Here is a 14,841-nt window from a genome sequence, read left to right as displayed (position 1 = left end):
CAGGGGCGCGGGGCTGTGTCGATATGCGGCTCCGCCGCGTGGGCGCGAGAAACCACGAAGGCGCGGCAGTCGCACACGCAACCACCGCGCCCGAGCTCGTAGGCGTGCCTACCGCCGTTTACCGCCCCCGAGGCCCACCCTTCGGCATCCGCATCCCCTTGGGCATCGGCCCCTTCGGCAACGGCATGTTGGACATCAGGTCCCCCATCGCCCGCAGCCGGTCGTTGGTGGTCGTCACCTGGGGCCCCGTCAGCACGCGAGGAAACTTCAGCATCGTGGTCCGCAGCTTCTTCAGCTCGACCTGGCCCTCGCCCGTGCCCACGATCACGTCGTGCACCGGCACGTCGGCCACGATCCGGGCCATCTTCTTCTTCTCGGCGGCCAGCAGGGTCTTCACCCGGTTCGGGTTGCCCTCGGCGACCAGGACGATGCCGGCCTTGCCGACCGCCCGGTGCACCACGTCCTGGCTGCGGTTCATCGCCACCGCCGGCGTCGTCGTCCAGCCCCGCCCGATGTTGTCCAGGACGGCGGCCGCGGCGCCCGGCTGGCCCTCCATCTGGCCGAAGGCCGCCCGCTCGGCCCGCCGGCCGAAGACGATCGCCGTCGCGAGGAACGCGAGCAGCAGGCCCAGGATGCCCAGATAGACCGGGTGGCCGATCAGGAAGCCGATCACGAGGAAGACGGCAAGGGTGCCGAGACCGACACCCGCAAGTACAAGACCGATCATCTTGTCGGCCTTGCGGGTCATCTTGTACGTCAGGACGATCTGCTTCAGTCGTCCCGCATTCGCAGCGTCCGCTGCGGGTTCCTTCCTCGCCATGCCCCGAAGTCTACGTGGCCCCGGGAGTGCCGACGACGGCAGTGTCCCGACAAGGGCCGCGGAAGGGGCGTCAGGAGCGGCCGGCGGCCTGCTCGAGGAAGCGCTGGGCCTCGACCCGGTCCTTGGCGCGACGGCGGTCTTCCAGCACGGAGGTCCAGGCGTTCTGGCGTGCGGTGCGCTGGCCGCCGCTCATGAGCAGCGACTCGACGGCGCGCAGCGCGTCGGTGAAGGACGGGATCGCGGTGGCGCGAACGGGCGCGGCCTGCATGGTGGAGGTCCCCCCTCGAGGTGGGTGTACGTGCTGTGATACCAGGGTCACTGTTCGGTGTTACCAGGGCGTGACCGACCGGTCAAACGCCAATGAAACCTTGATACGCGGGCCCGGAACGCCGACGCGGCCCTGACGGCGTCCTCATCAGCGAGGACTGTCAGGACCGCGTCCATTCGGTCACTACTGGTCAGTAATGGTTTGTGCGTGAATTCACACGCTCGGCGGCGGGGCCGGTCCGGACCGCCGTCACACCGCCTGCGCGGCGACGAACGCGCCCCGCTTCTCGACGGCCATCTGGTACAGGCGGCCGGCACGGTACGAGGAGCGCACCAGCGGGCCGGACATGACACCGGAGAAGCCGATCTGCTCGGCCTCCTCCTTCAGCTCCACGAACTCCTGCGGCTTGACCCAGCGCTCGACGGGGTGGTGCCGCACGCTCGGGCGCAGGTACTGCGTGATGGTGACCAGCTCGCAGCCGGCCTCGTGCAGCTGGCGCAGCGCGTCGCTGACCTCCTCGCGGGTCTCGCCCATGCCGAGGATGAGGTTGGACTTGGTGACCAGGCCGAAGTCGCGGGCGGCCGTGATGACCTTGAGCGAGCGGTCGTAGCGGAAGCCGGGGCGGATCCGCTTGAAGATCCGGGGCACGGTCTCGACGTTGTGCGCGAAGACCTCGGGGCGGGCCGAGAAGACCTCGGCGAGCTGCTCGGGGACCGCGTTGAAGTCGGGGGCGAGGAGCTCGACCTTGGTGCGGCCGGCCTCGCGCTCCGCCGTCTGCGCGTGGATCTGGCGGACCGTCTCCGCGTACAGCCAGGCGCCGCCGTCCTCCAGGTCGTCGCGGGCGACGCCGGTGATGGTCGCGTAGTTCAGGTCCATGGTGACCACGGACTCGCCGACGCGGCGCGGCTCGTCGCGGTCGAGTGCCTCGGGCTTGCCGGTGTCGATCTGGCAGAAGTCGCAGCGCCGGGTGCACTGGTCGCCGCCGATGAGGAAGGTCGCCTCGCGGTCCTCCCAGCACTCGTAGATGTTCGGGCAGCCGGCTTCCTGGCAGACCGTGTGCAGGCCCTCGCTCTTCACGAGGTTCTGCATCTTCGTGTACTCGGGGCCCATTTTCGCCCGGGTCTTGATCCACTCGGGCTTGCGCTCGATGGGGGTCTGGCTGTTGCGGACCTCCAGGCGCAGCATCTTGCGTCCGTCGGGTGAGACTGCGGACACGACCGGCTCCCTAGCGATTGATTCTTCGGCGACCTTCAGGGTACGCCCGTTGATTTGAATGCCCGGTGTGGGTGCTGGCCCCTGGGGGCTGCCGCCCCCAGACCCCCGCTTCGGCCTGAACGGCCTCGTCCTCAAACTCCCCCAGAGGGGGCACCCCCAGACGGGCTGACGGTCACTGGTGTTTTCTCGATCACCCTCGGCTTGAGTTCCGCGTTCTCCAGGACGTCCTTAAGGTGCCGCTCCACCACCGGCAGCACCTCTTCGATCGTCACGTCCCGGCCGAGCTCGCCCGCGAGGGAGGCGACGCCGGCGTCCCGGATGCCGCACGGGATGATCTTGTCGAACCACTTGTTGTCCGGGTTCACGTTGAGCGCGAAACCGTGCATGGTCACGCCCTTGGCGACGCGGATGCCGATGGCGGCGATCTTGCGGTCCTCGCGGCGCTGGCCGGCGTTGGAGGGAGCGTACTCCGGGCCGTTGAGGCGGGGGTCGAACTCCTCGTCCGTCAGCCGCGGGTCGAAGTCCAGGGAGAGGCCGCCGAGGGCCTGCGGCCGCTGCTCGACCGGGTCGCCGAGCACCCACACGCCGCTGCGCCCCTCGACCCGGGTGGTCTCCAGGCCGAACTCGGCGCAGACGCGGATCAGCGCCTCCTCCAGACGCCGGACGTGGGCGACCACGTCCACCGGGCGCGGAAGCTTCTGGATCGGGTAGCCCACCAGCTGGCCCGGGCCGTGCCAGGTGATCTTGCCGCCGCGGTCCACGTCGATGACGGGGGTGCCGTCGAGCGGCCGCTCGTTGTCCGCGGTGCGGCGGCCCGCCGTGTAGACCGGTGGGTGTTCGAGCAGCAGGACCGTGTCGGGCGCCTCGTCGGCGAACCGCGCCGCGTGCACCCGGCGCTGCTCGTCCCACGCCTCCTGGTACTCGACGGCGTCCGCGCCGAACCCCATACGGACGAACCGCAACTCACTCACGGCAAGCGCCTCCCTCAGGCGATGGGTGTGTCAGGCACATAACGTGCCCAAGCCACTGTACGTCCGTCCGTTGCGCGTCAGCCCCGGGGCCAATCCTCACACGATCGGATGAATGAGCGTCGAGATGTGCGATCGACTGCTCACTCTCCGCTACATTCGCGCCGTCCACGAGCACCAAAAGGGCTGCTCACCGGCAATCCGGGCACAAGCGACCGAGCTGAGCCAGAAGGCAGGAGACCGCACCCCAGATGACGGACCGACCCGCGCAGCGCACCCCCAACCGCCAGCTCGCCGCGCTCATCGCAGAAGCAGGGTTCTCCAACGCGGGTCTGGCCCGGCGCGTCGACCAACTCGGACTCGAACACGGGCTGGATCTCAGATACGACAAGACATCGGTCACCCGGTGGCTGCGCGGCCAGCAGCCCCGGGGGACCACCCCCGCCCTGATCGCCGAGGTCTTCACCCGGCGCCTCGGCCGCCGGCTCACCGCCCAGGACCTGGGCCTCGACGCCTGCGCCCCGGTCTACGCCGGGCTGGAGTTCGCGGCCACCCCCGAGGAGGCCGTCGACATCGTCAGCGGGCTGTGGCGCAAGGACTCCGGCAGCCACGCCGAGCTCCGCAAGATCGCCTTCACTCCGGCCGGGCTGGTCGTCCCCAGCCGGGACTGGCTGATCGGCCGCGCCGACGACAAGGTGGCCCGTGGCGAGCCGGCGGCACCGGCGGCCGCGGCGCGGGTGCCGGCCCAGACCCGGCCCGCCGCGCCCAAGTCGCTGCCGCTCGCACCGGTGCGGCCGCGCGGGCAGGCCGAGCGCGGGCCCGGCCAGAAGGTGACCGGCGGCGACATCGCGGCGCTCCGCTCGGTCGGCGAACTGTTCCGCTCCCTCGACGACCAGTACGGCGGCGGTCACGCCCGGCAGGCCCTCGTCCGGTACCTGGAGCACGAGTGCGAGCCGATGCTGCGTGGCACGTACGGCGAGCAGACCGGCCGCAGGCTGTTCGGCGCGGCGGCCGACCTGACCCGGCTCGCGGGCTGGACGTCGTACGACATCGCCGCGCACGGCCTCGCCCAGCGCTACTTCGTCCAGTCGCTGCGGCTCGCCCAGGCGGCGGGGGACCGGTCCTACGGCTCCTACGTCCTCGTCACCATGAGCCGCCAGGCGGTCTACCTCGGCCACGGCCGGGAAGCGGTGCAGCTCGCGCGCGTCGCCCAGCAGGGCGTGGGCACGAGCGCCCCGCCGGTCGTCCAGGCCCTGCTGCACGCGGCCGAGGCGCGCGCCCACGGGGTCCTCGGCGAGGTGCGCGCCTGCACGGGCGCCCTCGTCCGTGCCGAGCGCGCCCTGGAGGCGGCCCGTCCCGGCGACGAAGTCCCTTACTGGGCGCGCTTCTTCGACGAGGCCCAGCTCGCCGACGAGTTCGGTCACTGCCACCGCGACCTCCAGCAGTTCCGCGCGTCCGCGCAGCACGCCGAGCGCTCCCTCCAACTCCGTGCGCCCTCCTACGCCCGCAGCCGCCTCTTCTGCCGGGTGGTCCTCGCCACGGCCCGCCTGGGCCTCGGTGAACTCGACCAGGCGTGCGCGCTGGGTGTGGAGGCGGCGGGTGCGGCGGCGGAGATGCGCTCGGTACGGGCGACCGAGTACGTACGGGACTTCGAACGCCGACTGGAGCCGTACAAGGACGCGGCGCCGGTGAAGGGGTACCGGGAGAAGGTCGCCGCCCTGATCTGACGGTCCGCTGCGGCTGCACCTTCCTTTCCGCCGCAGCGGTGATCAGCCGCGACGGCGCCGTTCGGCGGTGCCGAGCCGGCCGTCGCCGCGCGCCGTTGCCGGTTCCGGTCGTCGGCCGGGGTGTCGCGCCGTCGTGGTTGCTCGCGCAGTTCCCCGCGCCCCCGAGGGGGCGCTGTGCGGCGCCCCCTTCCTTCCGTCGTCATGGTGATCAGCCGCGACGGCGCCGTTCGGCGGTGCCGAGCCGGCCGTCGCCGCGCGCCGTGGCCGGTTCCGGTCGTCGGCCGGGGTGTCGCGCCGTCGTGGTTGCTCGCGCAGTTCCCCGCGCCCCCGAGGGGGCGCTGTGCGGCGCCCCCTTCTTGCAGCCCCGGCGCTATGCGGCCCGGCGTTGCGCAGGCTCTGCTCGGGTCATGGAGCCTGCGGTGCCCAGGTCTGTGAGGATCGCTGCCGTTGCCCGGTGGGCTGAATGCAGGGCTCCCTGGACGGTGCTGGTGTCGCGGTGGTCGCCGCAGACGTAGAGGCCGGCCAGGAGGCGGACGGGGCGGCGGAGGTCGTGCGGGGGGCGCATGGCGGGGATGGCCTCGGGGGTGTGGTGGACGGCGAGGGTCTCCCAACGGCGGGTGGATGTGCCGTAGAGGCGGGCCAGGTGCATGCGGACCGCGGTGTCGATGTCCGCGGGGGGTGTGCCGAGGAGGGTGGAAGAGATCAGGGCGCGGCCCTGGGGGGCCCGGCTCGGGTCGATGTTGCTGACGACGGAGGTGTGGGAGACGGGGCCGCCCCGGTCGGCGTCCAGGAGGAGGGACGTTCCGGTCGTGAGCGTCGCCGCTTCGTCCGTGGTGTGGTGGACCACCGTCACCCGGTGGAAGTCCGGGACGCGCAGGCCCGGGAGCAGATCGGCGGCGGCCCTCGCGTCCGTGGCGAGCAGCACCGCACGGCAGCGGATCTCGCCGTGGTCGGCCGTCGTCACCGACGTGGTGGAGACCGAGGTGACCCGTACGCCGGTGTGGACCGTGCCGGGCGGGAGGGCGCGGGCCAGGAGGTCCGGGAGGACCTCGGCGCCGCCCTCCGGGACGCAGAGCCGTCCGCTCGCGAAGGAGCGCAGGGCGAGGTCCGCGCAGCGGCTGGACGTCGTCAGCTCGGGGTCGCAGAGGAGGGCCGCGAGCAGCGGGCGCAGGAAGCCGTCGATCGTGCGGGCGGGTACCCCGCGCTCCGCGAGGGCGTGGGCGGCGGGGAGCTCCGGGCGGGCGAGGATGCGTTCGACCGGGGTCGTGGCGATGCGGCCCAGCGCGGCGCCCAGGCGGGCCTGGTCGACCGCGCCGCCCATCGGCGCGGTCGACCGTGGCGGCGCCACCGGCGAGCCGCCCCTGGGGGCGCTTGCCAGGGCGCGCACGGCGTACAGTGCGCCCCTCGCGCTTCCGCCGCCCGCCGGAGCGCCGGCCCGATGCCTGCGCCCGTCCCGATGCAGCAGCACGCCGGGCGCGTACCGGCGCAGAACCAGGGCGTCCAGTCCCGGGGCGAGGCGTAGCTCCGGATAGGACGTGGACAGGAGCTGCCCGATCCGGTCGAGCCGGAAGCCGTCCACCTTCTCGGTCGACATGCGTCCGCCGACGTAAGGGGCGGCCTCCAGGACCGCGGTCGTCACTCCTGCGCTGTTCAGCCGATGAGCCGCGGAGAGTCCGGCGATACCGGCCCCCACGACGACGACGTCCGCCTGGTACGCGGGCTCATGCACGAGGCCCCTCCTCGATTGCGCGTCCGGTGGAGACGTGATGCCCCCAACAAGCTCCGGGGATACCCGAGTTCGGGTCGAGGTTAGGGCGGTGAACGGTCAAGGGCAGTCGCGCATGAACAGGGCACGGTCGCACGCCGGTCGCATACGGTCACACGGGCCGTCAGGCCGCCCGGATCGCGTCCTCGATGCCCGGGAACGCGAAGGTGAACCCCGACTCCAGCAGCCGCTTCGGCACCACCCGTTGGCTGCCGAGCACGTCCCCCGCCATCTCGCCGAGCGCCGCCCGCAGCACCGGGGAGGGCACCGGGAAGAGGGCCGGGCGGCGCAGCACCCGGGCCATCGCGGCGGTGATCTCGGCGTTGGTCAGAGGATGTGGTGCGGTGAGGTTGAACGGGCCCGACAGACCCTCAGTCTCCATCAGGAACCGGATCGCTGCCACCTCGTCGTGCAGCGCGATGAACGACCAGTACTGCCGGCCGTCCCCCAGCCGGCCGCCGAGGCCGGCCCTGAAGAGCGGGAAGAGCCGGCCCCAGGCCCCGCCGCCACGGGCCACCACCAGTCCGGTGCGCGTGAACACCGTCCGTACGCCCGCCTCCTGCGCCGGGGCCGCCGCCTCCTCCCACTCCACGCACAGCGACGGCAGGAAGCCGTCCCCGGGCGGGGCGTCCTCGTCCACGGCCCGGTCGCCGGTGTCGCCGTAGATGCCCATCGCGCTGCCGCTCACGAACACCCGCGGCGGGTCCGGCATCGCCGCCACGGCCTCCGCGAGCGCCGCCGTGCCGAGTACCCGGCTGTCCCGGATCTCCTGCTTGTAGGCGGCCGTCCAGCGCCGGTCGCCGATCCCGGCCCCGGCGAGGTTCACCACCGCGTCGCAGCCGGCCAGGCCCGCGGTGTCCACGTACTGCCCTCCCGGGTCCCAGCAGACCTCCTCGGCGCCCCGGGCGGCGCGCCGCACCAGGCGCACCACCTCGTGCCCGTCCGCCCGGAGGGAGCGCACCAGGGCGCTGCCGATGAGGCCGGACGCGCCGGCCACCGCGATACGAGAGCGTTCCATGGTCACCAGCATGCCGGGAATCAGCGCGGAAAACCCGTGAGGGTCCGCTCTCGCCCGTCCTAGGGTGACCGCATGCCTGATCCGTACATACGCACCGCCCTGCCCGACGACGACGAGGAGCTCTCCGCCCTCGACCGCGCCACCTGGTCGTACCTGCACGCGGTCCTGCCGCCGCCGCAGCCGCCGTACGACCCCTTCTTCAGCGAGCGGCACGCCCCCGAGGACACCCTGGTCGCCGAGCTCGACCGGCGCATCGTCGGCTACGTCCGCCTCGGCCTCGCCTACAAGATCGCCTCCAACGCGCACGTCCGGCAGATCCAGGGCCTCGCGGTCGCCGAGGAGGCCCGCGGCCGGGGCGTGGCGCGGGCGCTGCTGCGGGCGGCGATGGAGGAGGCCCGCCGCCGCGGCGCCCGCCGGATCCGGCTCGGCGTCCTCGGGCACAACACCCCGGCGCGCCGGCTCTACGAGTCGGAGGGCTTCGCCGTCGAGGGCGTACTGCCCGGGGAGTTCTTCCTGGACGGCGAGTACGTCGACGACGTGGTCATGGGCCGGCCGCTGTGACGGCCGGGACGTGATCAGGACGTGATCAGTTCGCCCGTGTCCACCGGCGAGGTGGCGTGCGCCGCGCGCGACGCGTCCGTGGCCACCTCGTCGGCGGTCAGCACGTACCCCGTCTCGTCGTCGGACGTGGAGCGGGCGAACACCACGCCGTACACCTTGCCGCCGGTGGTCAGCAGCGGACCGCCGGAGTTGCCGGGGCGGACCGTGGAGCGGATCGAGTAGATCTCCCGGGTCACCGTGGCATCGCCGTAGATGTTCTGGCCGGTGGCCTGCACCTTGTTCGCCACGGTGGCCGCCTGCAGGTTCAGGTCGCCGTCCTGCGGATAGCCGGCCACCACCGCGGAGTTCCCGCGCGCCGCGCTCGTGTGGAACCTCAGCACCGGAGCCCGCAGCTGCGGCACGTACAGCACCGCCACGTCCCGGTCCGGGTCGAAGAGGACGACCTGCGCGTCGTAGGACGGACCGACCCCGCCGATCCGCACGCTCGGGTTGTCGATGCCGGCCACCACGTGCGCGTTGGTCATCACGTGCTCCGGCGCGAACACGAACCCGCTGCCCTCGCGGCCCTGGGTGCCGGAGGAGCCCTCGATCTTGACCGTGGAGCGCTTGGCCGCGTTCGTGGCCGCCGCCGTGACGTTGTCCCCGGAGGGCTTGGCGACCCGGGCCGTCGACTCGTTCTCGAACGGGTTGAAGACCTGCGGGAAACCCGCCTCGGTCAGCGCCGAGGTGGCCCGCGAGAACCAGGCGGGCGTGGTGTCCGGCATGGTGTCCTGCACGGCGCCGAGCAGCTTCGAGTCCCGTATCGCCGTCGTCACCGCGGGCGACGAGGACGCGCCGAGGACGCTCGCCGCCACCCAGGACACGATCAGCACCGCCACCGAGTTGGCGACCGCCCCGCCTATCCCGTCGGCCACCCTGAGCGGCCCCTCGTCCAGCTCGCGGCGCAGCCGCAGCGCCAGCCGCCCCGCCAGCTCGTGCCCCACCACCGCCGGCACCAGCACCGTCAGCACCGCGGCCACCGTCGCCGTCGCCGTCCCGCGCGTGACCAGCTCCATCACCCAAGGCAGCACCCACACGCCGATCACCGCGCCGCCCACGAACCCGGCCAGCGACACGCAGCCGGCCACCAGCCCGCGCCGGTAACCGGACGCCGCGTAGACGAGGACCACCAGTACGAGCACCAGGTCGAGCAGGTCCACTGAGCCGCCTTTCTCTCGGTGCCCTTAATACGGTCCGGACAGGTCCGGTGATCAGTTCACGCGCCCCGGGCCCCGGGAACCGGCCACGCGCACGTGTACCCCCTGAAACGCCCCGGACCGGGACGATGGTTCCACCAGGTGGCACAGCACACATCGCGGGCGCAGTCGATCACCCCGAGAGTGATTGCCATGCGTGTCTTCCCAAGAGCGGGGCGGCGCACCCGGATCACCGCCCTGACGCTGCTCGGCTGCCTGCCCGGCGCCGTCGCCGTCCTCGCCCTGGTGCTCTCCGCCCAGGGCGCCGACCGGTCCGTCGCGATCCACCTGGCCGCGCCCGAGCCCGCCGGCCCCGCCACCCGCCACCGGGCACCACGGCCGTACATCGTGCCGCGCTCGGCCTGGCTGGACGCCTCCGTCCGCCGCACCCAGCCGCCACCGCGCTACGACGACCAGGTCCTCGCCGTCTTCGTGCACCACACCGACTCGCCCAACGGCTACTCCTGCGCGGAGAGCCCCGAGATCATCCGCCGCCTGTACACCGGCCAGACCGGCGACCGCGCCTGGGACGACATCGGCTACAACTTCCTCGTCGACCGGTGCGGCACCATCTACGAGGGCCGCGCGGGCGGCGCGGACCGGGCCGTCACCGGCGCGCACACCCAGGGCTTCAACCACCGCACCGCCGGCATCGCCGCTCTCGGCACCTTCACCGCCGGGGTACCCGTGCCGCGCGCCATGACCGACGCGATCGCCGCCGTCGCCGCCTGGAAACTCGGGCTCGCCGACGTCGACCCGCGCGGCAGCGCCCGGCTGGTCTCCAGCAACGGCCTCAGCCGCTACCGGGAGGGCACCACCGTCGCCCTGCCCGCCGTGGCCGGCCACCAGGACGGCTACCGGACCAACTGCCCCGGAGCCGCCCTCGCGGCCCGCCTCCCGGAGATCAGGGAGACGGCGGCCCGGCTGCAGGGCAGGGGGACCCTGGCGGGGACTCCCCTGCGGACGCTCATGGAAACGGCCCCGGCAACCTCCCTCGGACCACCCGCGAAGACGTCCACAGGAACGCCATAGGCCGCACGCAGGCCGTTCAGATCCCCGCGTCCTACCGTCAGGGACATCAGAAGCCGACTGGAGGCGGGGATCATGAACAGCAGTCGTACCGAAGCCCGTACGCAGGCCACGGAGAAGGCCGGTTGGGTCAGGTCGTCCAGGGGCCCCTGGGCCGTGGTCTGCGCGGTCGCGACGGTCGTCCTCGGCCCCGCCGCGGTCACCGCGTCCGCCCTCGACCAGGCCAACGCGGCGCCGATGCACCACGCGGTCAAGGCCGAGCAGACCCAGGCGTACATCCCGTCGGACGTGACTCGCCGCCGTACTGCGGCCTGAGCCGCACCCGCCCGGCCCCTACCCCTTGAAGCGGTCCCACAGCCTGGGGAACCGCTCGGCGAGCAGCCGGCCGTTCTCGAAGTCGACCGGGGTGCCCTCGGGTTCGGAGGGCGCGGGGGCGATGCCCAGGTCCGGCGCCACCGTCCCGGTGAGCTGTTCGTACGCCTCGTCCGCCGCGTACCCCAGCTCCTCGCCGTCGCCGTCGATCTCCTCGTCGAAGTCGGACAGCAGCTCCGCCAGCGCGTCCGGGTCGTGCAGCGCGCCCTCGAAGACCTCCCGGCCCTGGCCGATGAGCCAGCACCGGAAGAAGTCGAACGCGTCGTCGCTGGCCCCGTCGAGCAGCACCCAGGCGGCGCCCCACAGGTCCCAGCGGTAGGCGCGGTTGTAGCGGGCTTCGAAGTGCCGGGCGAAGTCCAGGACCACGTCGGGCTCCAGCTGGAGCAGCCGCTCCACGAGCAGGTCGGCCTGCTCCTCGGGGTCGCCCTCGGCGGACTCGCGGGTGGTGTCGACCAGCTCCCAGAACTCCGTCTCGTCCATCACGGGTCCAGCATCGTGCCTGGGCGGCGGGGGCGCACGCGGAGTGGTGCGGATTGTTATCCACCGTCACTCCGGCGTGCGCCGCCCCGTCAACCGCTCAGAGCGCGTAACGCTCCCGTGCTTCCTTCACCGCGGTCGCCTTGACCTCGCCGCGCCTGGCCAGCTGGGCCAGGGCCGCGACGACGACCGACTCGGCGTCGACGCCGAAGTGGCGGCGGGCCGCGTCGCGGGTGTCGGAGAGACCGAAGCCGTCGGCGCCGAGGGAGGCCCAGTCCTGCTCGACCCACTGCGCGATCTGGTCCGGGACCTGGCGCATGTAGTCGGACACGGCCAGCACCGGGCCCTCCGCGCCGTGCAGCGCCTGGCGCACGTACGGCACCCGCTCCTCGCCGCGCAGCAGGGCCGCGTCCGCCTCCATGGCGTCACGGCGCAGCTCCGTCCAGGAGGTCGCGGACCAGACGTCGGCGGCCACGCCCCACTCCTCGGCGAGCAGCCGCTGCGCTTTGAGCGCCCAGTGGATCGCCGTACCGGAGCCGAGCAGCTGGATGCGCGGGGCGTTCGCCGGCACCGACAGCCCGGCGGACTCCGCCGTGTTGAAGCGGTACAGGCCCTTGACGATGCCCTCGTCGATGCCGAGCCCGGCCGGCTTGGCGGGCTGCGGGAGCGGCTCGTTGTAGACGGTCAGGTAGTAGAAGACGTTCGGGTCCTCGCCCGGTGCCGACTCGCCGTACATACGGCGCAGACCGTCCTTGACGATCGTCGCGATCTCGTAGGCGAAGGCCGGGTCGTACGACAGCGCGGCCGGGTTGGTCGCGGCGATCACCGGGGAGTGGCCGTCGGCGTGCTGGAGGCCCTCGCCGGTCAGGGTGGTACGGCCGGCGGTCGCGCCGACGAGGAAGCCGCGGCCGAGCTGGTCGCCTAGCTGCCACATCTGGTCGGCGGTGCGCTGCCAGCCGAACATCGAGTAGAAGATGTAGAACGGGATCATCGCCTCGCCGTGCGTCGCGTACGCGGTGGACGCGGCGATGAAGTCGGCCATCGAACCGGCCTCGGTGATCCCCTCGTTGAGGATCTGGCCGTTCTTGGCCTCCTTGTAGTACATCAGCTGGTCGCGGTCGACCGGCTCGTACGTCTGGCCCTTGGGGGAGTAGATGCCCAGGGAGGGGAACAGGCTCTCCATGCCGAAGGTGCGCGCCTCGTCCGGGACGATCGGCACCCAGCGCTTCCCGGTCTCCTTGTCGCGGACCAGGTCCTTGACGAGACGGACGAAGGCCATCGTCGTCGCCACGTTCTGCGAGCCGGAGCCCTTGTCGAAGGAGGCGAAGGCCTTGTCGGCGGGGGCGGGCAGCGGGGCCAGGGCGTGCGTACGGCGGGCGGGGGCCGGACCGCCGAGGGCCGCGCGGCGCTCCTGGAGGTAGCGGACCTCGGGGGAGTCGGCGCCGGGGTGGCCGTAGGGCACCACGCCGTCGGCGAAGGCGCTGTCCGGGATCGGCAGCTCCAGCAGCTCCCGCATCGTCTTGAACTCGTCCACCGTCAGCTTCTTCATCTGGTGGTTGGCGTTCTTCGACGCGAAGCCCTCGCCGAGGGTGTGGCCCTTGACCGTCTGGGCCAGGATCACGGTCGGCGCGCCCTTGAACTCGACGGCGGCCTTGTACGCGGAGTACACCTTGCGTGCCTCGTGGCCACCGCGGGAGAGGTGGAAGCACTCCAGGATCTTGTCGTCGCTCAGCAGCTTCGCCATCTCGGCGAGCGCGGGGTCCTTGCCGAAGAAGTCGGCGCGGATGTAGGCGGCGTCGCGGGTCTGGTACGTCTGCACCTGCGCGTCCGGTACCTCGCGCAGGCGTCGTACCAGCGCGCCGGTGGTGTCGAGCGCGAACAGCTCGTCCCAGGCGGTGCCCCAGAGTGTCTTGACGACGTTCCAGCCGGCGCCGCGGAACTGGGCCTCCAGCTCCTGCACGATCTTGAAGTTGGCGCGGACCGGGCCGTCGAGGCGCTGCAGGTTGCAGTTGATGACGAAGGTGAGGTTGTCGAGACCCTCACGGGAGGCGAGTGCGAGGGCGGCCGTGGACTCCGGCTCGTCCATCTCGCCGTCGCCGAGGAACGCCCAGACGTGCGAGGCGGTGAGGTCCTTGATGCCGCGTGCGGTCAGGTACCGGTTGAAGCGGGCCTGGTAGATGGCCGAGAGCGGGCCGAGGCCCATGCTCACCGTCGGGAACTCCCACAGCCAGGGCAGGCGGCGGGGGTGCGGGTACGACGGGAGGCCGTTGCCGCCGGCCTCCTGGCGGAAGTTGTCGAGGTGCGCCTCGGTCAGGCGGCCGTCGAGGAAGGCGCGGGCGTAGATGCCGGGGGAGGCGTGGCCCTGGATGTAGAGCTGGTCACCGGAGCCGTCCCCCTCCTTCCCCTTGAAGAAGTGGTTGAAGCCGGTCTCGTACAGCCAGGCGGCCGAGGCGAAGGTGGCGATGTGACCGCCGACGCCGTGCTTGCTGCCCCGGGTGACCATCGCGGCCGCGTTCCAGCGGTTCCACGCGGTGATCTTCCGCTCCATCTCCTCGTCGCCGGGGACGGCCGTCTCGGCGGCGGTGGGGATGGTGTTGAGGTAGTCGGTCTCCAGCAGCTTCGGCAGCGCGACGCCGTCCGCCTCGGCGTGCTCCAGCGTGCGGCGCATCAGGTATGCGGCGCGGTGCGGCCCGGCCTCCCTGGCCACGGCGTCCAGGGAGGCCTGCCATTCGGCGGTCTCCTCCGGGTCCCGGTCGGGGAGCTGGTCGAGCGCGCTCGGCTGGATGGCCTGGGGGTCGGTCATGTCGCCGCCTTCCTCAGTCGAAGGGGGTTCCCTCATCGGTAAGGGGTTCTTCGGGGGTGCCCTTGGTCTTTGGCAGGACAGGGCTGAGGGCCCGGGTGCGAGCCCGTCGGTGACTCTAACTCCCTGATCGATGATCGATCAAAGGGTTCAAGGGCAAAACCTCTCGATTCCGAGAAAGTCGGCACGGCGTGCCTTCGGCAATGGCACCGGGTGACGTGATCCAGCCGACGTTTACGCAGGTGGGACGGTGTTTGAGCGGGGGTGTGCTCTTGTGTGGGAGGGGGGCGACCATCTCTTTTCCGCCGCGACGGCGATCAGCCGGGACGGCGCTCTTCGGCGGTGCCGAGGTGGGTGTTGCCACTCGCGCGGGTGGTGGTTGCCGGTCTGGTGCCGCGTCGTCGTGGCTGGTCGCGCAGTTCCCCGCGCCCCTGAGGGGCGCTGTTCGGCGTGCCCTATTTCCGCCGCGGCGGTGCTCAGCCGGGACGGTGCTCTTCGGCGGTGCCGAGGTGGGTGTTGCCACTCGCGCGGGTGGTGGTTGCCGGTCTGGTGCCGCGTCGTCGTGGCTGGTCGCGCAGTTCCCCGC

13 protein-coding genes are annotated in these 14,841 nt (G+C 72.2%); 4 read left to right on the top strand and 9 right to left on the bottom strand.

Features of this window, described 5'->3' with window-relative positions:
* Positions 1-118 precede the first annotated feature (118 nt).
* The 4 genes from ACZ4UV_RS02215 to lipB all read right to left on the bottom strand — a co-directional run bounded on the left by ACZ4UV_RS02215 (position 119) and on the right by lipB (position 3,274).
* Positions 119-820: a DUF4191 domain-containing protein gene (locus ACZ4UV_RS02215; RefSeq protein ID WP_451021585.1), complete on the bottom strand. Its 702-nt coding sequence runs from the start codon at positions 818-820 to the stop codon at positions 119-121.
* 70 nt (positions 821-890) lie between these two features.
* Positions 891-1,088, bottom strand: a complete 198-nt coding sequence (locus tag ACZ4UV_RS02210; protein WP_181806529.1) for an SCO2195 family GlnR-regulated protein — start codon at positions 1,086-1,088, stop codon at positions 891-893.
* A gap of 249 nt (positions 1,089-1,337) precedes the next feature.
* Positions 1,338-2,303, bottom strand: coding sequence for a lipoyl synthase (gene lipA / locus ACZ4UV_RS02205; protein WP_351499227.1), 966 nt, complete (start codon positions 2,301-2,303; stop codon positions 1,338-1,340).
* 131 nt (positions 2,304-2,434) lie between these two features.
* Positions 2,435-3,274 (bottom strand): lipoyl(octanoyl) transferase LipB, encoded by an 840-nt coding sequence (gene lipB / locus ACZ4UV_RS02200; protein WP_451023195.1) that lies wholly within the window; start codon positions 3,272-3,274, stop codon positions 2,435-2,437.
* A 248-nt stretch (positions 3,275-3,522) separates the two neighbouring features.
* On the opposite strand from lipB, the gene ACZ4UV_RS02195 reads away from it, so the two are divergent.
* Positions 3,523-4,998 (top strand): regulator, encoded by a 1,476-nt coding sequence (locus ACZ4UV_RS02195; RefSeq protein WP_451023196.1) that lies wholly within the window; start codon positions 3,523-3,525, stop codon positions 4,996-4,998.
* 370 nt (positions 4,999-5,368) lie between these two features.
* Here ACZ4UV_RS02195 and ACZ4UV_RS02190 read toward each other — a convergent pair whose 3' ends face one another.
* Complete coding sequence (locus ACZ4UV_RS02190) at positions 5,369-6,727, bottom strand: NAD(P)/FAD-dependent oxidoreductase (protein ID WP_467835376.1); 1,359 nt, start codon at positions 6,725-6,727, stop codon at positions 5,369-5,371.
* A gap of 160 nt (positions 6,728-6,887) precedes the next feature.
* Complete coding sequence (locus ACZ4UV_RS02185) at positions 6,888-7,781, bottom strand: TIGR01777 family oxidoreductase (protein ID WP_351502393.1); 894 nt, start codon at positions 7,779-7,781, stop codon at positions 6,888-6,890.
* A 72-nt stretch (positions 7,782-7,853) separates the two neighbouring features.
* Here ACZ4UV_RS02185 and ACZ4UV_RS02180 point away from each other — a divergent pair, with 72 nt between their 5' ends.
* Positions 7,854-8,342 (top strand): GNAT family N-acetyltransferase, encoded by a 489-nt coding sequence (locus ACZ4UV_RS02180; RefSeq protein WP_390037947.1) that lies wholly within the window; start codon positions 7,854-7,856, stop codon positions 8,340-8,342.
* Between the two features lie 14 nt (positions 8,343-8,356).
* Here the strand turns inward: ACZ4UV_RS02180 and ACZ4UV_RS02175 are convergent, their stop codons facing one another.
* Positions 8,357-9,541, bottom strand: a complete 1,185-nt coding sequence (locus tag ACZ4UV_RS02175) for a MarP family serine protease (RefSeq protein WP_467835372.1) — start codon at positions 9,539-9,541, stop codon at positions 8,357-8,359.
* Positions 9,542-9,730: 189 nt separating this feature from the next.
* Between ACZ4UV_RS02175 and ACZ4UV_RS02170 the strand changes: the two genes are divergently transcribed.
* On the top strand, positions 9,731-10,609 hold the full coding sequence (locus ACZ4UV_RS02170) for a peptidoglycan recognition protein family protein (RefSeq protein WP_451021843.1): 879 nt from the start codon (positions 9,731-9,733) through the stop codon (positions 10,607-10,609).
* Positions 10,610-10,681: 72 nt separating this feature from the next.
* Complete coding sequence (locus ACZ4UV_RS02165; protein ID WP_451021842.1) at positions 10,682-10,921, top strand: hypothetical protein; 240 nt, start codon at positions 10,682-10,684, stop codon at positions 10,919-10,921.
* 18 nt (positions 10,922-10,939) lie between these two features.
* Here ACZ4UV_RS02165 and ACZ4UV_RS02160 read toward each other — a convergent pair whose 3' ends face one another.
* On the bottom strand, positions 10,940-11,458 hold the full coding sequence (locus ACZ4UV_RS02160; protein ID WP_390038641.1) for a DUF4240 domain-containing protein: 519 nt from the start codon (positions 11,456-11,458) through the stop codon (positions 10,940-10,942).
* Positions 11,459-11,555: 97 nt separating this feature from the next.
* The gene (gene aceE / locus ACZ4UV_RS02155; protein WP_451021841.1) at positions 11,556-14,258 is read right to left on the bottom strand and encodes a pyruvate dehydrogenase (acetyl-transferring), homodimeric type; all 2,703 of its coding nucleotides are present in this window, start codon (positions 14,256-14,258) and stop codon (positions 11,556-11,558) included.
* Between the last annotated feature and the right edge of the window lie 583 nt (positions 14,259-14,841).

The sequence above is a fragment of the Streptomyces sp. NPDC028289 genome (assembly GCF_055565975.1).
This window is presented reverse-complemented; position numbering and strand designations above follow the sequence as displayed.